Consider the following 23,230-nt stretch of genomic DNA (forward strand, 5'->3'; position numbering starts at 1 on the left):
TTAACGGTTTTTTAGTGATGTTTAGAGAACAGTGTTTTCAGTAATCGAGCTCAAAGAACTCTTGCTGTTAAGCACTGCTCCTAAACGGATACCGGCAGCTTTTCTACTTTAACCCAAGCTGAGCAAGGGAGTCGATGTTGCCGGTAGCGAGCGCCGCTTTGTTTTCACGCTGGATTTCGTCGTAAATTTCTTCGCGGAATACCTTGACGGAGCGGGGGGCTTCGACACCGATTTTTACCTGGTCTCCCCGTACTTCAATCACGGTAATTTCTATTGAATCGCCGACGCGGATTTTTTGATTTGTTTTTCGGGAAAGAATTAGCATGACGCACCTCCGCGTTTCATTTCGGCGACAATATCATGCTTGGTCTTCCATTTTTCCCCGCCGATAACCAGCTGCATTGCTTTCTTATTCTTTTTATTGATGATAAGCGGTCCCTGCAAATTGGCCGTAATTGCCGACCCGTCCGACGGAACGGTTACCAACGCAAATACCAGTACGTCGGAAGGCGATTCAATGCCGAGCGGCTCAAGTAACGCGTCATCGATATCCAGCTCATAATCGGGACGGAAGATAAAGGGATCGATGGCGATAAATGCAAGCTGCGGATCGTCAAGCGACTGAACCCAGATAAAGGGCTTTTGCTTTGCATCGAGCAATGCAAAGCGGTGATATTTCTTAAATCCGTAAAAACCTTCAGACAGGGTGATGATTTGATCCTCTTCAATCGTAACCGTACCCAAAGCCTTTGTTTTTATTTCCATACCGAAACTTCCTTTCTCACGTGCGCTATCTCAAGTAATTGAGCAGCGTATTCTTATATAAATTGCCGACCGTGCTTAACGATGCCTGATGAGTATACTCATACATTTTAAGATCGGAAATAGCTTGTGTCAAATCCAAATCCGCCTCGCGCGATTCCGCCCCCGTTACATTGGGTATCTGCATATTCAAGCGGGCGAGCGCCGCTTCCGCGCGCTCATAGCGGGAACCGTTTTCCGCAAGCCGCGCCGTGAGGTTTTCGATAGCCCCGTCCACGCTGCCGAGCACTTTGCCGCCGAGCGATTCATGGTCGCCCGCATACATTGCGTTGCGCATAGCGATTACCGCATCAAAAAGCGAACCGCCCGACACACGCACGGAATCGGCAAGATTGTACGGTGGCCGCTGCTGCGGTTTCACCAGTCCCAGCGATGATAACACCGTTCCCTCTCCGGCATCGCGCAGCCAAAGCTGACGGGCATCGGTGGTTTCGATGTTCATGCCGTTGGTAACCGGATCAAGCGAGGCTTTAACCGCTGCGCCGGAACTGTTGATCTTTGACATAATCGCATAGACGTTATCGCCTGCGATGAGCGGGATAGTTACCCCGTCTACCTCGATGGCGCTGTCCTGCTGCACAATAAAGTTCCGTGCATCGGTTGCGGAAAAGAGCGTTTGCCGCTCCGCCCAGAAAACACGGTTTCCTGCCTGATTTGCATCCATAAACGAAAGCTCATCGCTTTCCACCTGTTTGGTATCGATGGAACCGTTATAGCGCACATTGGTAATCACCGCGGAACCCGCGCCGTCTATGTCGCCCATCACAACCTCAAAAGGTTCGGTAAAGCTCTTGGTACCGGCAAAAAGGCGAGTGCCGTCTGCGCTAAAGCTGTTTGCCGTTTGTACCAGCTCGTATAACAGCTCATCTACTTCGGGCGCCATCTTTTTAAGATCCGAATCGGTATAGGTACCGGTAGCCCCCGCGACGGAAAGCTCACGGAGCCGCTGCATAATGCTGAGCGCGCTCTGCATCGGCGCCTCCGCAACCTTATATTGATCGTTAAGTGTTTTAGCGTTTTTTTCAAAGCGGTCAAGCCGGGTAAGCAACGATTTATAACGCACCGAATGTCCGGCAGCGATAGGATCGTCGCGGAGCTGCTGGATGCGCCGCTGCGTGCTGAGTTGACTGTTTACCTTGTGCAGCCTGCTTTCCTGTCTCCGCACCGAATAGCTGCTGTCCGAATGCTGCATATTTGAACTAATCCGTTGCATACTTACTCCTTTCCTTTTGCATGAAATTTTGTCCAAAATTTCATGCATTTTTTTAGGGAAAATGGGCAAATGTATTAGGATAAAGCTAAGCATGGTCGCAGAATAAATGAGGTAGGGCAACCATTTGAATCGCGAAGCGATTCAACTCTGGTTGAACAACCTCATTTATTCTGTGGGGTTATACCCATCATCCTGATACATTTGCCCGTGGGTTAGACCCCGAGGCGGTTAATCACGGTGTCGAGCATCTCGTTGACTGCGGCGACAAAACGAGCCGTCGCATTGTAGCCGTGCTGAAATTTAATAATGTCCGCCAATTCTTCGTCGATGTTGACGCCGGAAATCGAGTCGCGCATATCGCGGAGCTCTTTACCGATAGCGGTTTGCGTATTTAACGCAAGCTCGGACTGTTCGCCCTTTAAGCCCATATCGGTAACCGCCTCGGCGAAGAATTCGTCGAAGGTGCGGGTGTTGCCCACCATAACCGGCGTATTCCGTATCTTTGCGATAGCGACGGCGGCGCGGTTGTCTCCGGGGTAGGGGATGCCTTCAGGACTGGGGTAACCGGCGGCGATATTTTGTAAATCGCTTACGACAACCGGATTGATTTCCATCCAACCGGAGGGGTGCGCAATGGGGGAAACCGCATACTGGGCGCCTTCTTGCGACAGTACGTTCACCGCATCGGGCTGTTGCCAGTCATAGGCGTTTTCCGCGCCGCTTCCGGTAAGCACGCCGGCGTATCCCGCTAAAAAGCGTCCCGAATCCTCTACGTGTCTGATAACAAAGTCGGGATTCCCCGTATCTTCCGCCGCCGTACCCTTAAGCACGAGTTTGTTGTTTTGGTCGAGATAGGCAACCACTTCGGCGCCGGAACGGTTAATGCGGTCTACGAGGTCTGCGACCATATCGGTAGAAGCATAAGGTACTTGAACCGTCCCCGTTCCTGCGGAAAGCGTCAATGTCCCTTCCAATCCGATCTGTTCACGCGGGTCAAGGCTGTATGCGCCGGTTAAACGGAAAATATACGAAGAATCGTATTCGCCGTCGCCGTTCCGGTCAAAATTTCCGACCGTATTATTGATAAAATATTGTTCTTTAAAAAAATCGATACCGGTTTTTCCGTTTAAGCCCATCGCATTGCGGTGGATGTCGTTCACCAGATCGACAAAGTTCATCGCCATCGTATCGAGTTTCTTGATCTCGTCACGGACATCTCCGTCGCGCAGTTCGATAAGGGCGGCGAGTCTGCCTCCGGTAAAGTGCGCAAGGTTGCCGGAATCTTCCCAAACGACATTGGCATAACCTTCGTTTGCGGTGCCGCTTTCAAGTCCGAAGGTGCGGAATGTCCGTCCTTGCACCAACTCCATACCGTCCGAGTAGATGATATAGGATTCGTCGGCATCCACCTTCTCTACGGAGATGGAGATAAGGTCGGCGAGCTTTTCGGTTAATACGTCGCGCTTATCCATCAAGTCGTTGGGATTGTCTCCCATCGCTTTGACCTTCACGATCTCTTCATTGAGCGCGGCAATCTGTCGGGTAAAAGAATTTACCTGCTTGACCCGCGCTTCGATGTCGCCGTTGATCATGTCTCTAATACCCTGCAAGCCCCGATACTGATGATGTACGGAATCGGTCAACGTTTTTGCGCGGGTAGCGACCGCACTGCGCGCCGCCGTTGATTCGGGATAGACAGACAGCTCCTGCCATGAATCCCAAAACTGATCGAGCCGCGTCCGTACCGAGGTATCCTCCGGTTCGTTATAGAGCTGTTCCAGCATATAGATGTAGGAATCGCGCGTTTCCCAATAGCCCTGCTGATCGGTTTGGGCGACAATCCGCTGATCCAAAAGCTCGTCGCGCAGGCGGGTAATGGAGCTGACGGCAACGCCCTGTCCGATTTGTCCGGGAGTTTCCGCCCGTGAAAGGTCGGGACGGTAGAGCGGCTCGTAAGAATCGAGCTGCACACGCTGGCGGGTATATCCTTCCGTGGATGAGTTCGATATGTTATGACCGGCAGTTTGAATGGACTGCTGGTGTGCAAATAAACTGCGTTTTCCCAATTCTATCGAAGCAAATGTAGACATCTTTTTTCCTTCTCCCCCTTGGATAGTATCCGCTAAAATACCGTATCGATAACCAAGCTGCTGTAATTCGATTGGCTCGGCGCACCCGTGCGGGTATAAAACGACGTCCGTGTACCGATTGCAGCAGCATCCATCATATCTTGTACTAGCGTCTGTACATGCGTAACATAAGCGTCAAGCGTATCGTTTGCAATTTTTGATAGCTGTACCTGCTGTTGCAGACTGCGGTATAAATGGGTCAACTTTTTTTGGTTTTCTGCAGGCAGCAATGCAATATAGCCGTAAAAATCACTCACCTCTTCGTTATACGGGTCAAGCTGATTGAGCAGTAAAAAACAGTGCTTATCGAGCCGTAAAAACTCATTGGAAGCCTCCGTACTTTTCAGTACGCAATGTTCAACCCCTTCCCATGAACGGTTCCGCACGGCGTCGGAAAGCTCTTTTTGATATGCATATATTTCTTTTATAACAGTAATTTGCTGCTGTAAGATCTGTTCGATTTTTTCTGCAGCCGAAATTTTATCCATCTCTGATACCCCTTCTGATACAATGTCGGAATTTACAGAAAAACCTTGAGGAGAAGAAGCGGGAAACGCATCAGACGTTTTTATACCCCCCCACAGAATAATTGAGGTCGTTCAACCAGAGTTGAATCGCTTTGCGATTCAAATGGTCTCGCAACCTCAATTATTCTGTGGCAATTGCTTTATTCATCTGATGCGTTTCCCTCTTTTAAAATAAGCTGCGTGAAATTTTGGATAAAATTTCACGCAGAAGGAAGGAAATGCATCAGACGTTTTATGAATATTCCCCGCAAAATAATTGAGGCTGTTCAACCAGAACTGCCAAGGATGGCAGTGGTTCCATACAGCAGCGATGTTTTGTACACGGACAAAACTCGCCTTCAACTGTTGTACACGGATGTACAACAGTTGAAGATGATTCAAATGGTCTCGCAGCCTCTTTTATTTTGCGGAATTTGATCTATCTGTCTGATGCGTTTTGCCGTCGTTTAGAATAAACTGCGTGAAATTTTGTTTAAAATTTCACGCAGAAGAAAGATTTATTTTAACTTTTCGAAATAATAAAAACGCCTGCACAATATGATTTTTTTATAAATCGTATTGTGTGTTGAGGAAACCAGCCGAAGATTAAAATCTCTGTTATCCGCAGCTGCCGCATGATCCGCAGGTGTTACACGGGGTACTTGTAAGCGGTGTCCGTGTACCGAATACTTGGTGTTCAAGGGCTTGCCCGGTCGGGGTTATTGCTAAGCCTCCTTGAGCGGTTTCGCGGAGTGCGGCGGGCAGTCCATCGCCGATCCGTTTCAGAGATTCTATCGTTTCGTCGACGGGAATTGCACTTTTAATGCCTGCGAGTGCCAGTTCCGCAGCGGTAAAGGCAAGGGTTACTCCGGAAGCATTCCGTTTAATACATGGTATTTCCACTAAACCGGCGACGGGGTCGCACACAAGTCCTAAGATGCACTTGAGCGTAATTGCGACGGCATGCGCTGCCATTTCCGGTGTGCCGCCTAAGAGTTCCACAATGCAGGCTGCGGCCATAGCGGACGCGGTGCCGCACTCGGCCTGACAACCGCCCGAAGCACCCGCGATTGAAGCCGTATTTGCAACTACCATGCCGATAGCACCCGGCGGTAAACATCGACAGCACTACTTCTTCCCGCGGAATGCCGCGTACCTTTATCAAAGCGCCCAATGCGCCGGGAAGAATCCCGCATGAACCGGCGGTGGGGGCGGCAACGATTTTCCCCATAGCGGCGTTTATTTCGGAGACCGCCATCGCCATCTGGATAGCATTCGACATTAAATCGCCGCAGAGGTGTTTGCCTGCTTCGATTGTCTGTTTCAGGGTATAGGCATCCCCGCCGGTTAATCCGCTCGTAGATTTCACTCCCTGTTTGCTGCCGTTGTCAATTGCCTCCAGCATAACTGTTAAGTTTTCATCCATCTGCCGGATTAAGGCTTCTTCGGGCTGTTCAAGCTGTACTGCTTGATCCTCCAAGACAATCTCCCTAATACGCTTATGCTGTTCTTCCGCCGTTTTATACAATTCGCTAATCGATTCATAACTCAACATATATGTCCCCCTGGGTAAACGTATCAGACTATTTTTGACGTCCCCCCGCAGAATCACTGAGGCCGTTCAACCGGAATTTCGCCGCTTCGCGTCTCAAATGGTTGCCCTACCTCACTGATTCTGCGGCATTTTGTCTACACGTCTGATGCGTTTACCCTCCTTATTAAAATAAACTGCGAGAAATTTTTTCCAAAATTTCTCGCAAAAGGAAAGCAACCGCGTCAGATAATATTAGTGCGGTTGCCATGAATTCCTTTATAAGTTGCCGTTTTTTAGAACGGTCTGACAAAAATTACTTTGATAACGCCGGGTATCTTTTCTATAGCGGCGTGTAGATCTTCTCCAAGCGAGCGCCCGTCGATCTGTAATGTCATGATAGCGGTGCCGCCTTTTTTATCCCGCGCAAGGTTGAATTTATAGACATTGAGCTTATATTGCGCCATCAATGCCGTTACGGCGGCGATCATTCCCGGTATGTCATTGTGTACCACGATAATTGTCGGGGATTGGCCGGTTATTTTTACTTCTCTGCCGTCTATTTTGGTAATTACGATGTTTCCGCCGCCTACGGAAGCCCCTTGGACGCAGACCGTTTTTCCGTCTGCTGCAGTTAACGTGATTTCCGCCGTATTCGGATGGGCATCGGGGATAACAGTCGGTTCAAAGGTAATATCAAGTCCGGTTTCTTGTGCTATTTTCAAGCTTTCTCTAATCCGTTCATCGTCAGTCTGCATTCCCATAATTCCTGCGGCGAGGGCACGGTCTGTACCATGCCCCTTATACGTCTGCGCAAAGGAGCCGTGCAGCTTGATATACGCCTTTACCGCGGGAGAACCGAGTAAAAGTCTGCTCATCAGGCCGATCCGTACTGCGCCGGCAGTGTGGGAACTTGAAGGGCCGATCATGATAGGGCCGATTATATCAAATACATTCATGATGCCATTCCTCTTTTATGTGTGCGGAGATTTTAATACCCCGGTGCGCTGCGCCGGAATATATCTATTTTATTATAACCGAGAATATTCAATAAAAAAAGGGATGTTGCGTAAGTACGGCATACTTTTGTACAGCGTAATATACCGTTGAACACTGTATCCGTCTTGCATCGTAAGAGGTTATGGGATAAACTTGATAATATGAACTACATTGATTTACGCAGTGATACCGTTACATGGCCGACGGATGCAATGCGGGAAGCTATGGCGAAAGCTCCGGTTGGGGATGATGTCTATGAAGATGATCCTACCGTTAAGGAATTGGAGCAATATGCTGCAAGTATTACCGCAAAAGAAGCGGCTCTCTTTGTACCTTCCGGCGTATTCGGAAACCAGCTGGCGCTCTTTACGCATAGTCCGCGCGGCAGTGAGGTTATTTTGGACGATCAATGCCATATTGTACAGCACGAAAGCGGGGCTGCAAGCATCATCGCAGGGGTACAGCTGCGGACTATCGATGCGCAGGGCACTATTCTTTCACCGGAAGCAATTGAGCAGCGTGTCCGTATCGGTAATGATATCCATGAACCTAAGACAAGCCTGATTTGCCTGGAAAATGCTCATTCAAATGGAAAAGTGTTTTCGGTTAAGCAGATGGAGCAAGTGCGGCGATGCGCAAACCGCTACCATATTCCCGTTCATCTTGACGGCGCGCGGCTTTTTAATGCGGCGGTTTCTTTAGGTATTGAAGCAAAGGAGCTGACACAGCATGCAGATTCCGTTATGTTTTGCCTTTCCAAGGGTTTATGCGCACCGGTCGGCTCTATTTTAGCGGGAAGCCGTAAATTTATAGAGCAGGCGCGCCGGAACCGCAAAATTATGGGCGGCGGGTTGCGTCAGGCAGGAATCCTTGCCGCTGCGGGGTTGATCGCTTTAAAAGAGATGCGGTACCGCCTCGATACCGACCATCAAAATGCGGGAATGCTCGAAAAACTCTTAAGCGATATCGATAAAATAGATATTGCGCATGACCGCAGAGATATTAACTTTGTGTTTTTCAAAAATAAAGAAGATGCTCAATTGGATACGGAAGCTTTTGTCGAATATATGCACGGGAAAAATATCTTAATTAACCCATGCGATCGTGACGGGTATTTCCGCTTGGCAACGCATTATTGGATAACAAAAGAACATATTCAATATATTGCAGATACGATTAAAGAGTTTTACGCATAAATGGAACGTACCGATCAAAATACGGCTGCACAACAGGACACACGTACAAAGATTGTACGCACAGCTTCTTTTATCGCCCTTGGCGGTAACTTACTGCTTTGCGTACTAAAACTCACCGTCGGGTTTATAACCGGCAGTCTTGCGGTACTGGGAGACGGCATCGATACGGCAACGGATGTCGGTATTGCAGTAATGGCTGTACTCGTCAGTTTTATCATCAATAAACCGTCGGATTCCCGTTATCCGTGGGGACGGCAGCGTGCCGAAACCATTGCGTCTATGGTATTGGCGTTTATCATCATGTTTGCAGGTATTCAGCTCTTTATTGCATCAATCAATAAGTTGATACAGATATATAAAGGCGAAGTGCTTCCGATGCCGCAGCGCATCGCGATAATTGTGACGGCAGTCTCCATTGCAGGAAAACTCCTGCTCGCATTGAACCAATATCTCCTCGGTAAAAAAGCCCGAAGCCTGATGATACTGACCAATGCACGCAATATGGTAAACGATATCGTTATTTCTTCGTCGGTACTTATCGGCTTTATTATTTCCCTTTTATTTCATGCACCGTATTTTGACCCGCTTGTTGCATTACTCGTTTCTTGCCTGATTATTAAATCGGCTATTACGCTTTTTATTGAGCTGAATGTTGAATTAATGGATGGAAACACCAATAAACAGCTCTATGAACAGCTTTTCGGCGCCGTTGCTACCATTCCCGGAGTTAAAAATCCGCATCGTGCACGTATACGGAAAATGGCAAACCTTTGGGATATTGATTTGGATATTGAGGTAGACGGTTCTATGCCGGTAAGCGAAGCTCATATTATTGCCGAAAAAACATCGCTCGTTATACGGAATACGCTTGGAAATGTTTATGATATTGTTATCCATGTTGAACCGTATAACTCCGATAGGGACGGGGAGTGCTATGGACTATCGTTGGAAGATATAGGGGGTACAGAGTAGTGCGGAAAAAATGGTGCGGAGCTTTTTTCCTATTGATACTATTGCCGCTCTGTTCGGAATCCCTGCGGGATCAAAATAAAACGTATTTTAATTCTATTCAATGGGAAGAGTTAAACGATTTAGCTATTCCGCCTGTTCCCGAACCATACACTATTGAAGGCGGCCGGCCTATTCCGTATGCGGACACCATTGATGACGGCGATATTTTCCCTTCACTGCCGCAGCTCGGTGTATTGGACTATCAGAATATTCCGGAAGATTTGCTCAGCTTTTGCGATACTGTTACTGCTGCGATTGTTGCGAAATCGGTTGACAGCTCTTTTTTTAGCACACAAAAAGCTTTTCTACCTTATTTTGGGCGGTTTATGTTTGAGCATTTTCCCGATTTTTCTTATGCGTTTTACGGTCGTCCGTCCTTTAAGCAGGACGGCAGTGCAATAGTAGTGTTGCAGCTCGCTGTAAAAACGGCAACAGCAGTACAGGTTCCCGATGAAAATCAAGCTACGGCTCTACAGCAAGATACGGCTGCCGAAAACACGATTGCAGAACAGCCGGAGAACATATTCGATGTACCTCATTTCTTTTCCGATAATGAACAGCCGCTTTTTATTATGCTGGAACTGGGTGTTTTAAAAGAAGATAACGCATGGAAGATTTCTTATCTCGATTTTAAGGGGGCAGAATATGAGGATTCCGCTCTCTCGGATTGAGTATGACTATGTTTTTGAAACATTCTTGGAGGAGTTACCGCCGCTTCTTTTGCAGTCGGGGGCACTCTTTTATGTTTTGCCGGCCGGAACCTATACAATAAAAAACAGCAAGCTTTATTTTCAAACGCTTCCCGAATTTATCGGAAAAAAAACCGCAGTTTTTTTTGACCATAAAAAACGGAGTATCGTTTTTTATACGGCGATTTATGCGCAGACCGACAATTGCTATTTATCTTTACCCGATACTGCATACAAATACGATCCCGACGAACAAACCAACAGTATCTTTGCAGAAATCCATATACCTGATAACCCGCCGATTACCGCACAGGAACATGAACATTTCCCGCTCGATTCGATTATCCATACCGATCTGCACCTGCCGGCCTTTACCGATTTTTTACCTTCGGCTTATCAAACCGCCGCACAATTTGCCGTCGAGGGAACACTAACACACGATATTTTCCCCCTTTTTTTGTACCGGCTCCATGAGTTTGAACAGCAAACGGTTATGATGTTTACCCCCTACACATCCGGCAGACTGTATATGTTATTTATAGACAGTAAAATACTCATCTGCGGATGCAGAGACCGCTATGCCGTTTCGATCGGGAAACGCCAATCGCTCCGGTTTGTGCTGCATTTTCCCCACCGTGTCATTCACAGTAAAGGGCGCAGTTTATTTTGTCATTTTCTGCCGAAGAGCAATAGCGCCGTTCTCGGTTTTTTATTTGAAGATATTTTTGAAGAAGATAAACGGTTTTTATATGAGCGGGTATATCATGAAAAATACACTCCCTCGACCTTTTGAAATATACGGTGCATTTGCGGTTACGGAAGCTTGCCTATTTGAGGTAAATTGAATACAGTGTGGCGTATGGAAAAGAAACTGTTTATTTTACTTATGGCATTGGTTCTGTCTTTGTTTTCGTGTACGACTACGGGTAGTCCTGTCGTGCCTGATACTCCGATAAGCGAGACGAGAAAGCTTGCGGAAGAAATTGTAGCAGAGCTGAATTTCGTACGGACAAATCCGCGGCGGTATGCGGCTGATGTACTGGAACCTCGGCTGAAATACTTCGACGGGAATATATATGCCGAACCGGGAAAAGTGCGGCTTTTGACCCAAGAAGGTATTGCCCCTTTGCAGGAATGCATACGCGTATTAAAGGAAACTGCTGTTGTTGAACCTTTATCCTTAGAAACGGGGCTGTGCCGCTCGGCTCAATGGCTTGCGGATGATCAGGCGCGTACCGGAACGCTGGGGCATACGGGAAGCGATGGGTCAAATCTTGTTACCCGTATCAGCCGGTACGGAACGTGGGGGATTCTTTGTGGTGAGAACTGTGCTTACGGCAGCGTTACGGCACGGGAAATTGTTGCTCAGCTTTTAATCGACGATGGAGTTCCCGGCAGAGGGCATCGTATTAATATCCTAAAGAAAGAGTTTAAAAAGGTCGGCATCGGTTTTAATAATAAAGATAATGCTCCATACGGCGCCGTTACCGTAATGGATTTTGCCGGCAGTTATACTTCACACTAATGCCCGATAGGTCTTTTTTTTCAGCTATTGAAGAGTTTTTTTGCTAAAATTTTACTGATTTTCTATGACTTACCTCTTTCGCTAGTTACATATTTGCTATATAATGTTAGCGTTATATTCAATAAAACAGGGATATCTTAGCGGGAGCGAACATGGAATCAGGCAAAAAAATACTTGACAACATAAAAAACTATAGGCCTGTGGTAAATTTATGGAGCAGTGTTCGTATAAAATTTATAGTAATTATCGTTACTATTTTGCTTGTTGTTATTACCAGTGTTGCCGCTGCCCTTGCAATTGCCATTATCCGTCCGTATAAAAATTTACTTTCAAACAGCCTTCTGCTGCAAACAAAAATATTGCTTGATAATCTTGAGCTGCGGGTTCAAAATCGTTTTTTAAATTCCAGTCAGGAAGATTTTGACTTTCTACTATTGAACCGTGTTACCTTTCCCGAAGCAAAATATGTTGTCGTTACCGGCAGAAATCCTGATGCGTCGCAGGAAGGTATTCACTATGTTTTAGCTACGGACTATCCGGATATCACTAAACTTATCAATACTAACCGGTATATTCCCGGAGTGTCTCAGTTCCATCCTGAAGGAATCGGTGAAATTCTCCAAAAGCTGATGCATATCAATAATGAAGCGACAGCACTTGTTCATCAGCATCTTGAATCGATTGAACTGCTCACCGCTGAAATGCAGGGGCTTGAAATGCAGCGGCGGGATCCGTACGTCCTGAAACGCCAAACCGAAATTCAGGCAAACATCAGGTATTTGGAAGCAAAACTGCAAGCGCAGCTTTCTGTATTGGCAGATCAAGGATTCGGGTCATACCCCGACTATTCAATAGAGAATCTTTCAAAGAATAGGACGGAGTATTTATTTTACGAACCTATTCTCTATTATAATGCCGAAAATCCTCAAGAAAATGTACAAGGGATCGTGTTTGTGGATGTTTCGGTGGAAGGCTTGTTGGAAAAAATAAGTGAACAGCAAAACCGCCTTATCCGTCTGATTGTCGAAATATCATTAGTCGTCTTGACTGCGGGCATTTTTACCGCTTGGTTCCTTAGCTCAATCTTTGTACGGCCGCTCGGTCTTTTGGCTGCGCATGTTGCGCTTATCCGCGATACCGATGATAAAGAAAAACTGGCCGGTAAATCGGTTAAAGTTACGTCGAGAGATGAGTTCGGAATGCTCGGTACTACAATTAATGACATGACGGAACGATTGGCTGCCGCTGCCGCTCTTTCTAAAGATTTACGGGTCGGTAAAGAGATTCAAAAAATGTTTATCCCGTTGGATCTCAGTTCTTCCGGCAGAAAACTGACAACGGGTAGTCACCGCGACAGCTATTCGGAATTTTTCGGGTATTATGAAGGGGCTCATGGCGTTTCAGGCGATTATTTTGATTATAGAAAATTGGATTCCTACCATTATGCCGTTATAAAATGCGATGTTGCCGGCAAAGGCGTGCCTGCCGCTCTCATCATGGTCGAGGTTGCTACGTTATTCCAAAGTTACTTCCAAAATTGGAATTATAAACGCGACGGGTATAACCTTAGCAGCATTGTTATGCGGATTAATGACGTTATCGAATCGCACGGATTTACCGGTCGTTTTGCAGCATTCAGCCTTTGTATTATCAATATGCGTGTAGGGGATGCCTATTTTTGCAATGCAGGCGATAATGTTGTCCACATTTATGACAAACAGGCAAAACGGCTCAAAAGCTATACGCTGCGTTCGGGCTCTGCTGCCGGTGCTTTTTCCTCGGAGATGATAAGCTTAAACGGAGGATATCCGGTAGAAAAAATCCACCTAAATTGCGGGGATATTTTGTTCCTTTATACGGACGGTATCGAAGAATCCAAGCGGAAGCTCCGTGTGCCGATTTCAAAATCAAAAGACGATTCCGATCTTGTACTCTCGACGGAGAAAGAGAACGACAGTCATCTGCTGGGTATCGATAGTGAAACATTGGGCAACGATAGAGTCGAAGCAATTATCGAGGCTGTTTTTGCACGGAAAAAATTTGTGCTTAAAAAACGGCAGAGTGATTTTATCTATGAACAAATGGACTTTGATTTTTCTTCTTGTAATGGAACCATTGAAGAGGCTGTTTTGGCGCTCATTTCGGTAGAGAAAGTCTTTAGAATGTATAAAGACAGTTCCGCTCAGCCGTTCGACTGTGTGCAGGTAGATAAAAAAATCGACACGTTCTTGAGCAAATATTTCCTGCAATATGATATCTACGCTTCAGATAAGGTTCCTCAGCCTATTTACGATGAATATTTTTACTACAAACGGGTTAAAGAGGATATTCAATACGATGACCTTACCATTCTCGGCATCGCGCGGCGCGTACCCGTTTAAACGGATAAAAATAATCCGATGCCCTTGACATTTTCCCGATTGTGGTTTATTTTATGCACATACATCGCAGGGTAGAGCAGTTGGCAGCTCGTCGGGCTCATAACCCGGAAGTCAGAGGTTCAAGTCCTCTCCCTGCTATATTTAGAAAGGCACCCTTATTTAGGGGTGCCTTTTTTTTACTTGCCGCTTTTAGAACTTCCCATATCTTTATACTTTTCGGACAGCCCCATGCCCTTTATATTTACAAAAAGACGTGAACGGTTTATTGTTTGCATACATACAAAAAGATAGGAGTTTCAGATGTTCTACGACAATAATCCTGCAAAAATAAATCGGTTTACCAAGCCTCATTTTCTTGCAGGCGGCGAAAAAGCCGTTCTATTGATACATGGGTATACGGGCTCCCCGCGGGAAATGCTCTGGTTGGGTACGCAGCTGCATAAGGCTGGGTATACCGTATCGATTCCGCGCCTTCCCGGGCACGGCACAAATAAAGAAGATTTTCTTGCAACTTCATGGAAGGATTGGCTGCGGCGCGTGTACGACGAATACCTTGATTTGTCCGAAGCATATAAAACGGTATATATCGGGGGGCTTTCGATGGGAGGGGTGCTGACAACGCTCCTTGCAGCAAAGTTTCAGCCGGAAAAAATCTTCCTCTGCGCACCTGCATTTATGGCCTCCGATTCGCGGATCAAACTAACTCCGTATTTAAGATACTTTATAAAGACCATTCCGACGGAAGGGAAAACTTTTTATAAGGAACCCGAATATTACGATTGCGTTAAGGATTATTGCAACTATGATTACGTCGGAAAAGCCGCGGACTTGTATAAGCTGCAGAAGATGGCTATCCGGCAGCTCCCGAATATCCGTTCCAAAGTGATAACGGTTTTGTCAAAAGCAGATCAGTCGGTACCGTTTAAGGAAAAAGAGCTTATCGACCAGCTGCTGAAGGTTCCGAACGAATATGTTATTTTGGAGGAAAGCAGCCATATCGTTACCGATGATGTAGAGCGGGAATTGGTAGCACAGCGGATTATCGGTTTTTTAAATAGATAGCAGATTATGATTTAGGATGCCTAGAAAAGGGTAATCTTGACAAAATAATAACCTTTAGCATACAGTAAAACCGGCTTGTGCCAAAAAACAAACGTTTTAGGAGGTCTTCGCGATGAAACAACTAAAAGCTTTACGATTATTTGCGTGCGTATCGGCTTTGGCTGCGGTGATGCTGGGGTCTTGTACCAGTACATCTCAAGGGAGTTCTGCTTCTGCTCAGTCAGGAAAGAGCAGTGTAGACAATTGGAAACCGTATGATAAAAACGGCGACATGATTAGAACCGACCGGAATGCAACCGGCAAAATCGGTGTGGTGTCTACCAGTAAGGTTGAAGCCAGCCGAATTGGAGCGGAAATTCTCCGCAAAGGCGGTAATGCTATTGACGCTGCGGTTGCAGCAGGTTTTGCACTCGGTGTTGTTGAGCCGAATTCTTCCGGCTTAGGCGGCGGCGGTTTTATGCTAATCAGAATTGCAAAAACAGGGGAAACCGTGTTTATCGATTTTAGAGAAAGAGCTCCGCAAAAGTCATCGCCGGAAATGTGGACGGTCGGTACGGACGGCAAGGTTGTCGGAAACCAAAAGCTGGAAGGCGGAAAAGCTGCAGCAGTACCGGGCGAAGTCGCCGGCCTTTTGTATGCACTGGAAAACTACGGAACAATGACACGGGAACAGGTTATCCGTCCCGCTGCTAATCTTGCAAAAAACGGCTTTTATGTAACACCCACCTTATCCAACGACATGAAATCCCAATTCGATAAACTGGAAAAATATCCTGAATCCGCAAAGATCTTTTTGAACAAAGAAGGACTTCCCTACGAAGTAGACGATATTTTTACCAATCCTGATATGGCAAAAACCTTGGATATTATCATTAAGAACGGAAAAGACGGATTCTACAAAGGTGAAGTTGCCGAAGCCATTGTAAAGACCCTCAACAAATATGACGGATTGTAGACAATGGAAGATTTGGCAAATTACAAACCCTTGGTACGCCAGCCGGTTAAAGGCACATACCGTGGGTATGAAATTATTTCTTCACCGTCTCCCAGTTCCGGCGGAGCAATCGTTATTGAAATTTTGAATATTCTGGAAAATTTCGATGTCGGTTCATTGAAAGTAAACTCTCCCGAATATCTCCACCTGTTCTCCGAAGCATATAAACTTGCTTATGCAGACAGAGCTAAGTACATGGGCGACAGCGACTATACACCGGTTCCGATGAAAGGCTTTGTGTCAAAAAAATATGCAAAAGAAATTGCAAAAGAAATAGATATGAAAGTGTCGCATGAAAGCAAGGCACATGATCCGTGGCTCTATGAATCCGAGGACACCACACACTATTCCATCGCCGATAAAGACGGCAACATGGTTGCAATTACCAAGACTGTAAACGGCTTGTTCGGAAACAGCGTTGTAGTGGACGGCTACGGCTTTGTTATGAACAACGAAATGGATGACTTTGTGCTCGGTGCAGGGCATCCCAATTCCGTTGCCCCTAATAAGACACCGCTCAGCTCCATGTCTCCGACAATCGTATTAAAAGACGGTAAGCCTTTTATGGTATTGGGCTCACCGGGAGCAACAAAGATTATCAGCACCGTATCGCAGGTAATCAGCCGTGTAATCGATCACAAGATGGGAATGCAGGAAGCGATCGACGTTCCGCGTTTGTGGGATAATACATCCAACAAAATCAATGTGGAAACCCGTATTCCGGATGAAACGGTTAAGCAGCTTGAAGCAATGGGACACAAGGTCAACAAGACCTCCGACTGGGACAGAGGTATGGGTTCCGTGCAGGGCGTGCTGTATAAGGCTAACGGAACGCTTGAAGGCGGTGCAGACCCGCGTAGAGACGGAAAAGCGGTCGGATTCTAATGAAGCGGCGCTTAAAATCTGCTCGAGTTTTGAGTAGAGTCCGGAAATAAGAGAGCAGCTCTAAAATTCACTTGGATTTTAGAGCTGCTCAACTGTTAGACTTTTTAGGAGATAAGACACATGAAGAAATTCTTTATTACTATAGTATTCTTGTTATCGGCATTGGCGCTGTTTGCCGCGCAATTTGAAAAACCTGTTACACTGACATCGGTAGGACAAAGCGCCGATGTGCAGATGGTAAAGGCTCTGCTGAAAAAAGCCGGTATTGAGGCAAAATTCGATGCACTGATAACCGATGCGGGACTGAAAGACGAAAAAACACTTATTCTTGCCATCGGCGGTAGTTCCAAGGGATTGGGAGCAGCCGGTATAAAGGCAGAGGATGAACTTGCCCGGGCAGAAAAGCTCATTAAAGCGGCAAAAGCAAAAAATATTAAAATTATCGGTATGCACATCGGCGGAGAAGCACGGAGAGGTGAGCTTTCCGACAAGTTTGTAAGAGTAGCAGCACCGTATTGCGATTATTTAATCGTAGTAAATGATGGAAACAAAGACGGTTTATTTACCAAAACCGCTGCCGAAAAAAAGATTCCGATGGACACTGTTCCTAAAATCACCAATACGGTTGAGCCGTTAAAAAAACTGTTTGAATAGTATATGAGTATATGAAAGGCAACCGCATCAGCAATAGTTCAAACGGTTGCTTTCCTTCCGTGCGGAATTTTTCCAAAATTCCGCACAATTTATTAGAAGCAGGGTAATCACATCAGATAAATAAATAAAATCGCAGAATAAGGAGGTTGGGCAACCATTTGAGCTGCATAGCAGCGAAATTCTGGTTGAACAGTCTCCTTATTCTGCGGGGTGCTAAAAAGTGTCTGATGTGATTGCCCCTTAGAGGACTGTTATGTCAATCGAATTGATATTATTTTTAGCTATGATTGCAGTCTTTGCAATCTCCTGCTTTGCATTTAAATTACCGGTCAGTTTGGCAATGGTGCTTGCTTCCATAACAGGCACGCTGATCGCTGGAAAAGGTATTCCTATCCGGCATTTGGTTGAAGGGATGTTCGGATATCTGGATACCATTTTAGTTATAGCTACCGCTATGATCTTTATGAAGGTTATTCAAGAAATCGGAACATTAAATGCGCTGAGTGCAACCATTATTAAACGCTTCCACAAAATTCCGTGGCTGCTTTTAATTCTGCTCATGTTTATTTCCATGTTTCCCGGTATGATAACCGGTTCTTCCACTGCATCGGTATTGACTGCAGGAAGCATCGTTGCACCGATTTTGATGTATATCGGCATTCCGATGGTAGAAACCGCTACTATCATTGCTCTCGGCGGTTTATGCGGTATGATTGCTCCGCCGGTTAATATTCCGGCAATGATTATCGGCGGCGGAATTGATATGCCTTATGTCGGCTTTACTATTCCCCTCTTGCTGTTAACCGTGCCGGTTGCAATTTTTTCCGTTCTGTTCTTAGGTCTAAGACATGTAAAAAAAATCGATTACGATGCTATCAAAAGTAAAATAGATTTTTCGGCGATTGATCAATACGGTTTTAGATTGTATATTCCAATCCTTTTGGCACTCTTCCTTATGACGATGGATAAGGTGCTTCCCAATGTCTTTGGTCTGGGTATGCCGCTGATCTTTATGATTAGCGCAGTGGTCGGGGCTTTTTGCGGTAAAAAAATCAATTTCTTTACCGTATCAAAAAATGCAATTAGTGAAAGCTTGCCCGTTATGGGTATTTTGATGGGTGTCGGTATGTTCATACAGATTATCACCCTCACCGGTGTACGGGGCTTTATTGTTGTAAACAGCCTCAGTTTGCCGCCGTCATTAGTCTATATCGCAATGGCAATCACCATTCCTTTATTCGGCGCCGTTTCTTCGTTCGGTGCGTCATCCGTGCTCGGGGTTCCGTTCCTCATGGTATTCTTGGCAAAAAATCAAATTATCACCGGTTCTGCAATATCGTTTATCGCTGCATTGGGTGATCTTATGCCGCCGACCGCCCTTGCCGGTATATTTGCCGCTCAGATTGTCGGAATGAAAGACTACGCGCCCGTATTAAGAAAGGCAATTATCCCTGCACTGATCATTATCCTGTATTCTATTGTGATGATTATCTTTTCAAAAGAATTGGGATCATTGATTTATTAAAGGAAAAAACATTATGATGATGTATATCTATTTAGCTCTGTTGTTATATGTTTTGGTAATGGTAGTTGCCAATATATTGACGGAAAAAAGTATAACAAAGCAATTAAATGCTGCACTTGTTATTATTCCGCTCATTCTCAGAATTTTATTTATAAAATAGGAGGAAGATAATGAAAGGAACAAGAACAAGCGGCATTATTATGATCGTCCTGGCATTGGTCATTGCATTTTTTGCAGGACGGGAGTTTCTTAAAACACGGGAGCTGGAGCCGATTGTAAAAGGCGAAGGGGTTACTTCCATGCAGCGGCTGAGCGACTATCTGCCTGCGCTGAAAGGTACACGGGGGGATAGCGATGTCTATATTCTGCAGGGACAGGAACCCGGCGGCAGTGTGCTGATTTTGGGTAATACCCACCCGAATGAGCCGTCCAGTTTTTTAACGACAGTACTGCTTATCGAAAACTTAAAAGTAGATAAGGGTACCGTATATATCCTGCCGCGGGCAAATGCCAGCGCACTTTCGCATAACGACCCGCAGGAAGGTTCTCCGCAGCGCTATACCATTAAGACGCCGTACGGTGAGCGGTGGTTTAGGTTCGGCTCACGGGCGACAAACCCGCTTGACCAATGGCCGGATCCCGATGTGTATATTCATGCGGCTTCCGGGCAAAAACTGTCCGGCAACGAAACCCGCAACCTGAACCGTGCATATCCGGGCAGATCCGACGGAACCTATACCGAAAAGGTTGCGTTCGCCATCACCGAAATGGTTAAGAAAAATAATATCAATATGACCATCGACTTGCACGAAGCCTCTCCCGAGTATCCTGTTATTAACGCGATTGTCGCACATGAGCGGGCAATGCCTATTTCTTCTCAGGTTGTTATGAATATGGAATTTGAGGATATTCAGATCGGGCTTGAACCGTCTCCTGCAACGCTGCATGGGTTGAGCCACAGAGAACTGGGGGATTATACCAATACCTATGCGGTGCTTATGGAAACGGCGAACGCCTCGCAGGGACGGCTTCGGGGCAGAACCGATGTGGCGCTGGTACTTACCGGAAAAGACCCGATGTATGTAAAAGCGCAAAAAATCGGACGGCTTTTTGTTCCGTATGATGAAAACGGGCATCCGATTGAAGAGCGTGTCGGACGGCATCTTACCGGAGTTGTGCAGCATATTGAAGTTATGGGAGAAAATGAGCCGGAGAAAGAGATCATTCTGGAAGGTCTGCCTTCCTATGCCGATGTAATGCAGAATGGTGTCGGGGCTTATCTTAAAGAGGTAAAAGAGCCCGCCGGTAAATAAACGGCTGCCTGCGTAAAGATAGAGAAGTTCCATGGTACTCGTGATATGTTCGCTGCTCTATATTCTCTATCTTTGCGCGGAATACCGGTATCTTAAACATGAAAGAAAAAAATTAAAATATCTTATCCATATAAACGGGACGAGGGGAAAGTCAACTTTGTGCCGTTTAGTGGATGCCGGATTGCGGGGCGGCGGGTACAAGGTGTTTACCAAAACAACCGGTACCGCTCCCCGTATCATAGATGTGGATGCAGTTGAGCGGGAAATTAACCGGCAGGGAAAAGCCAATATCCGCGAGCAAATCAAAGCCGTACATTGGGCTGTCCGACAAAATGCTGAGGTGCTTGTTGTAGAGTGTATGGCGGTAAAACCGGAGCTGCAGCGTATCTGTGAGCAGCGCATCCTCACTGCCGACATTACCGCAATTACCAATGTCCGGGAAGATCATCTTGATGAGATGGGTGCCAGCCTCGATAGTATTGCGCACTCTCTTGCACAAACCATCCCTACAAACGCTGTATTTTTTACCGCGGATGCAGCGTATTTTCCTTTTTTCCGGCAGGTGTGTGCCAGTCGGCATAGCCGTGCGTTTTTAAGCGGTGAACAGCTTGAACAATACCGGGAAATCGATTTTCCCGACAATGTTGCCCTTGCACTCGAAATCTGCCGGTATCTCGGCGTTGACACCCAAAAAGCCCTGCCTGCAATGAAATCCTATTATAAAGATCCGGGGAGTTTGAAGGTCGTTGCATACCGCAACGCAAAAGGCAGCACGGTATTTTTTATCAACACCTTAGCTGCAAACGATCCTTGTTCCACGGAGATTATCTTAAAAAACAGTATGACAAAGCCGTATTGGCAGCATAAAAAGTTTTTACTTATCAATAATAGGGCCGATAGGCTGAGCCGCTTGGCACAGTACGTCAGCTTTACCGTACAGCATCAGCAGCTCTTCGATGCCGTCCTTGTTTCAGGAGAAAGTCAACAGCTTTTTTACAACCGCTTAATGGAGCATACCGTAGACCGCGCAAAAGTTATCATGCTTACGGATGAATCTTATTTTGATACGCTCGACTGCGATGCGGTAGTATTTGCAGCAGGCAATATTTGCAGATCCGGTAAAAAGCTCGTCGACTATTTTGAAAAAAACGGCAGGGAATGCGTATGATACAAAACATCCTCACACTAGGCGTAATCATCAGCATTGTCTTTTACGAAATAACGGAAATTTCACCCGGCGGACTTATTGTCCCCGCGTATTTTGCCCTCTACTTAGATGACCCCCTAAAATTGAGCGTAACAGCCGGTATCAGTCTTCTAACCCTACTGCTGCTGAAACTCCTTTCCCGGTACACCATCCTGTACGGCAGGAGGCGGTTTGCCGTGTGCATTATCGTCAGCTTTATCATAAAGATGATCCTACAGTATGCTAATCTTCATGTTCTGCATGTCCATCAGCTCTATTTTCTCAATGTTCATAGTATCGGGATTATTATTCCCGGCATTTTGGCGCAGGAATTTGACCGGAACGGTATTCCGCGGACATCGGCAGCGCTTATTATTGTTGCTGTGGCGATCAAAGCAGTATATGAGCTGTTGTCTGCAGCGGGGGTCGGTATATGAAAAAAACGCTTTCATATAACAGTATAACCTATGCCCTTGTGCTTATGGCAGGTCTCTTTTTGCTGCTCTATTACGGGATAAAACCGGAAAGCTTTACCGCCAAGCACCGTTTTTATCCTGAAATGGTTGCTGCTGCCGAAAAGATGCAGCGTTTGCAGCAAGAAATCCTGCTGGAGATGCACAGACGAGGCATTGAAATAGACCCTGCAGTTGATAGGCTGGATAGCGGACTTATCGGTTTGGAGTGGAGCGGTATTACCACGACGCTCGGCAATCTTGAAAGCAAGCGGACAACGGTTAATCCCGATTTTGCAGCGCTGCTCGTAAGGCTTTTTAAAGAAGCGGGATTGCAAAAGGGAGACTGCATTGCGGCTAATTGTTCCAGCTCTTTTCCGGCGCTGAACCTTGCCTTTATTGCCGTAGCGGATACCTTGGAATTAAACGCCGTTATGGTAACTTCCGTTGGGGCTTCTACCTATGGAGGCAACAGAGAAGATTTTACCTATCTGGATATGGAACGGCATTTATATGGTAAAAAGCTGATACAGACCAAAACCATTGCCTATTCATTAGGAGGCGCAGGAGATACCGGAAAAGAATTTGAGGCGGAGGTTATAGACCCCATAAAAGAGCGGCTTGACGGTTACGGGCTTATCTTTTTGTACGAGCCTGATTTTGAAAAAAATCTTGCAGAGCGGTATGCGTTGTATATGAATGCTGCGCCTACAGCTACTGCAGTTACAGCGGCTTCACCCAATGCGGTTAAGGCTTTTATCAATATCGGCGGCAACCTCCTTTCGTTGGGGGAGTATACCGACAGCATCGACACGGAAAAAATCCGCTTACCGGTTGGGACTGCAATACAAACCGGCTTGGTAGGAAAATTTTTACAAGCCGGTGTCCCGGTATTCTACTTACTCAATATAAAAAGCATTGCCCTGTACTATCAGCTGCCCTTCGATCCCGTTACGCTGCCTGAAATCGGAACCGCCCCGATATACTACCGCACGGGCGGGCATTTCAGGAATTATCTGATACTCGCTCTATTTGCCGCCGCTTTGATACTGAATAGGGTATCTCTAAAAACTCGGTTAGATTTTTAGAAGATGCCTCATCAGCAAAGCTGATAACGAGTTTTTATTTAAGTCTTTATATTATAATGACTTAAAATA

General features: G+C 46.1%; 19 protein-coding genes, 1 tRNA gene and 2 pseudogenes. 15 read left to right on the plus strand and 7 right to left on the minus strand.

Annotated elements, in window-relative coordinates; genetic code table 11:
• Positions 1-103: 103 nt before the first annotated feature.
• The 7 genes and pseudogenes from csrA to sdaAB form a co-directional block, all read right to left on the minus strand.
• Positions 104-325: a carbon storage regulator CsrA gene (gene csrA / locus HMPREF1222_RS11815; protein WP_006188992.1), complete on the minus strand. Its 222-nt coding sequence runs from the start codon at positions 323-325 to the stop codon at positions 104-106.
• The gene (fliW, locus tag HMPREF1222_RS11820) at positions 319-765 is read right to left on the minus strand and encodes a flagellar assembly protein FliW (protein ID WP_006188991.1); all 447 of its coding nucleotides are present in this window, start codon (positions 763-765) and stop codon (positions 319-321) included. The genes csrA and fliW overlap by 7 nt, the downstream gene beginning before the upstream one ends.
• A 25-nt stretch (positions 766-790) precedes the next feature.
• Positions 791-2,035 (minus strand): flagellar hook-associated protein 3, encoded by a 1,245-nt coding sequence (locus HMPREF1222_RS11825; RefSeq protein WP_006188990.1) that lies wholly within the window; start codon positions 2,033-2,035, stop codon positions 791-793.
• 212 nt (positions 2,036-2,247) lie between these two features.
• Positions 2,248-4,125 carry a flagellar hook-associated protein FlgK gene (gene flgK / locus HMPREF1222_RS11830; RefSeq protein WP_016519579.1) on the minus strand — a complete coding sequence of 626 codons (1,878 nt, stop codon included), beginning with the start codon at positions 4,123-4,125 and terminating at the stop codon, positions 2,248-2,250.
• Between the two features lie 32 nt (positions 4,126-4,157).
• Positions 4,158-4,652, minus strand: coding sequence for a hypothetical protein (locus HMPREF1222_RS11835; protein ID WP_006188988.1), 495 nt, complete (start codon positions 4,650-4,652; stop codon positions 4,158-4,160).
• 636 nt (positions 4,653-5,288) lie between these two features.
• Positions 5,289-6,225 (minus strand): annotated as a pseudogene (gene sdaAA, locus HMPREF1222_RS11845) (L-serine ammonia-lyase, iron-sulfur-dependent, subunit alpha).
• A 272-nt stretch (positions 6,226-6,497) separates the two neighbouring features.
• Entirely contained in the window at positions 6,498-7,160 is a 663-nt protein-coding gene (sdaAB, locus tag HMPREF1222_RS11850; protein WP_006188985.1) for an L-serine ammonia-lyase, iron-sulfur-dependent subunit beta, read from the minus strand.
• Between the two features lie 201 nt (positions 7,161-7,361).
• Here sdaAB and ltaE point away from each other — a divergent pair, with 201 nt between their 5' ends.
• The 15 genes and pseudogenes from ltaE to pgsW all read left to right on the plus strand — a co-directional run bounded on the left by ltaE (position 7,362) and on the right by pgsW (position 23,161).
• Positions 7,362-8,396, plus strand: a complete 1,035-nt coding sequence (gene ltaE, locus HMPREF1222_RS11855; protein WP_016519581.1) for a low-specificity L-threonine aldolase — start codon at positions 7,362-7,364, stop codon at positions 8,394-8,396.
• Positions 8,397-9,368: a cation diffusion facilitator family transporter gene (locus HMPREF1222_RS11860; RefSeq protein ID WP_016519582.1), complete on the plus strand. Its 972-nt coding sequence runs from the start codon at positions 8,397-8,399 to the stop codon at positions 9,366-9,368.
• A complete protein-coding gene (locus HMPREF1222_RS11865; protein WP_016519583.1) occupies positions 9,368-10,078 on the plus strand; it encodes a hypothetical protein in 711 nt (236 codons plus the stop codon). Before HMPREF1222_RS11860 ends, HMPREF1222_RS11865 begins: the two co-directional genes overlap by 1 nt.
• Positions 10,053-10,889, plus strand: a complete 837-nt coding sequence (locus tag HMPREF1222_RS11870) for a hypothetical protein (RefSeq protein WP_016519584.1) — start codon at positions 10,053-10,055, stop codon at positions 10,887-10,889. Before HMPREF1222_RS11865 ends, HMPREF1222_RS11870 begins: the two co-directional genes overlap by 26 nt.
• 66 nt (positions 10,890-10,955) lie before the next feature.
• A complete protein-coding gene (locus HMPREF1222_RS11875; protein ID WP_006188979.1) occupies positions 10,956-11,621 on the plus strand; it encodes a CAP domain-containing protein in 666 nt (221 codons plus the stop codon).
• Positions 11,622-11,773: 152 nt separating this feature from the next.
• Positions 11,774-14,002, plus strand: a complete 2,229-nt coding sequence (locus tag HMPREF1222_RS11880) for a PP2C family protein-serine/threonine phosphatase (RefSeq protein ID WP_016519585.1) — start codon at positions 11,774-11,776, stop codon at positions 14,000-14,002.
• Between the two features lie 65 nt (positions 14,003-14,067).
• A tRNA-Met gene (locus HMPREF1222_RS11885) sits at positions 14,068-14,140 on the plus strand.
• Between the two features lie 162 nt (positions 14,141-14,302).
• Complete coding sequence (locus HMPREF1222_RS11890) at positions 14,303-15,064, plus strand: alpha/beta hydrolase (RefSeq protein WP_006188977.1); 762 nt, start codon at positions 14,303-14,305, stop codon at positions 15,062-15,064.
• Between the two features lie 271 nt (positions 15,065-15,335).
• Positions 15,336-16,943, plus strand: a pseudogene (gene ggt, locus HMPREF1222_RS13215) (gamma-glutamyltransferase).
• A gap of 120 nt (positions 16,944-17,063) precedes the next feature.
• Positions 17,064-17,597, plus strand: a complete 534-nt coding sequence (locus HMPREF1222_RS11900; RefSeq protein ID WP_016519588.1) for a DUF6305 family protein — start codon at positions 17,064-17,066, stop codon at positions 17,595-17,597.
• A 253-nt stretch (positions 17,598-17,850) separates the two neighbouring features.
• A complete protein-coding gene (locus tag HMPREF1222_RS11905; protein ID WP_016519589.1) occupies positions 17,851-19,122 on the plus strand; it encodes a TRAP transporter large permease subunit in 1,272 nt (423 codons plus the stop codon).
• A 170-nt stretch (positions 19,123-19,292) separates the two neighbouring features.
• A complete protein-coding gene (locus tag HMPREF1222_RS11910) occupies positions 19,293-20,435 on the plus strand; it encodes a M14 family metallopeptidase (RefSeq protein WP_016519590.1) in 1,143 nt (380 codons plus the stop codon).
• A 31-nt stretch (positions 20,436-20,466) separates the two neighbouring features.
• Positions 20,467-21,603: a poly-gamma-glutamate synthase PgsB gene (gene pgsB / locus HMPREF1222_RS11915; protein ID WP_016519591.1), complete on the plus strand. Its 1,137-nt coding sequence runs from the start codon at positions 20,467-20,469 to the stop codon at positions 21,601-21,603.
• Positions 21,600-22,058, plus strand: a complete 459-nt coding sequence (pgsC, locus tag HMPREF1222_RS11920) for a poly-gamma-glutamate biosynthesis protein PgsC (RefSeq protein ID WP_016519592.1) — start codon at positions 21,600-21,602, stop codon at positions 22,056-22,058. The genes pgsB and pgsC overlap by 4 nt, the downstream gene beginning before the upstream one ends.
• A complete protein-coding gene (gene pgsW, locus HMPREF1222_RS11925; RefSeq protein ID WP_016519593.1) occupies positions 22,055-23,161 on the plus strand; it encodes a poly-gamma-glutamate system protein in 1,107 nt (368 codons plus the stop codon). The genes pgsC and pgsW overlap by 4 nt, the downstream gene beginning before the upstream one ends.
• Positions 23,162-23,230: the final 69 nt, after the last annotated feature.

The organism is Treponema vincentii F0403, from assembly GCF_000412995.1.
GTDB classification, from domain to species: Bacteria; Spirochaetota; Spirochaetia; order Treponematales; family Treponemataceae; genus Treponema; species Treponema vincentii.

What these genes read in the sequence shown, in the direction of transcription:
- csrA (WP_006188992.1), bottom strand. Translation starts at nt 325, where the DNA reads ATGCTAATTCTTTCCCGAAAAACAAATCAAAAAATCCGCGTCGGCGAT.
- fliW (WP_006188991.1), bottom strand. Translation starts at nt 765, where the DNA reads ATGGAAATAAAAACAAAGGCTTTGGGTACGGTTACGATTGAAGAGGAT.
- HMPREF1222_RS11825 (WP_006188990.1), bottom strand. Translation starts at nt 2,035, where the DNA reads ATGCAACGGATTAGTTCAAATATGCAGCATTCGGACAGCAGCTATTCG.
- flgK (WP_016519579.1), bottom strand. Translation starts at nt 4,125, where the DNA reads ATGTCTACATTTGCTTCGATAGAATTGGGAAAACGCAGTTTATTTGCA.
- HMPREF1222_RS11835 (WP_006188988.1), bottom strand. Translation starts at nt 4,652, where the DNA reads ATGGATAAAATTTCGGCTGCAGAAAAAATCGAACAGATCTTACAGCAG.
- sdaAB (WP_006188985.1), bottom strand. Translation starts at nt 7,160, where the DNA reads ATGAATGTATTTGATATAATCGGCCCTATCATGATCGGCCCTTCAAGT.
- ltaE (WP_016519581.1), top strand. Translation starts at nt 7,362, where the DNA reads ATGAACTACATTGATTTACGCAGTGATACCGTTACATGGCCGACGGAT.
- HMPREF1222_RS11860 (WP_016519582.1), top strand. Translation starts at nt 8,397, where the DNA reads ATGGAACGTACCGATCAAAATACGGCTGCACAACAGGACACACGTACA.
- HMPREF1222_RS11870 (WP_016519584.1), top strand. Translation starts at nt 10,053, where the DNA reads ATGAGGATTCCGCTCTCTCGGATTGAGTATGACTATGTTTTTGAAACA.
- HMPREF1222_RS11875 (WP_006188979.1), top strand. Translation starts at nt 10,956, where the DNA reads ATGGAAAAGAAACTGTTTATTTTACTTATGGCATTGGTTCTGTCTTTG.
- HMPREF1222_RS11880 (WP_016519585.1), top strand. Translation starts at nt 11,774, where the DNA reads ATGGAATCAGGCAAAAAAATACTTGACAACATAAAAAACTATAGGCCT.
- HMPREF1222_RS11890 (WP_006188977.1), top strand. Translation starts at nt 14,303, where the DNA reads ATGTTCTACGACAATAATCCTGCAAAAATAAATCGGTTTACCAAGCCT.
- HMPREF1222_RS11900 (WP_016519588.1), top strand. Translation starts at nt 17,064, where the DNA reads ATGAAGAAATTCTTTATTACTATAGTATTCTTGTTATCGGCATTGGCG.
- HMPREF1222_RS11905 (WP_016519589.1), top strand. Translation starts at nt 17,851, where the DNA reads ATGTCAATCGAATTGATATTATTTTTAGCTATGATTGCAGTCTTTGCA.
- HMPREF1222_RS11910 (WP_016519590.1), top strand. Translation starts at nt 19,293, where the DNA reads ATGAAAGGAACAAGAACAAGCGGCATTATTATGATCGTCCTGGCATTG.
- pgsB (WP_016519591.1), top strand. Translation starts at nt 20,467, where the DNA reads ATGGTACTCGTGATATGTTCGCTGCTCTATATTCTCTATCTTTGCGCG.
- pgsC (WP_016519592.1), top strand. Translation starts at nt 21,600, where the DNA reads ATGATACAAAACATCCTCACACTAGGCGTAATCATCAGCATTGTCTTT.
- pgsW (WP_016519593.1), top strand. Translation starts at nt 22,055, where the DNA reads ATGAAAAAAACGCTTTCATATAACAGTATAACCTATGCCCTTGTGCTT.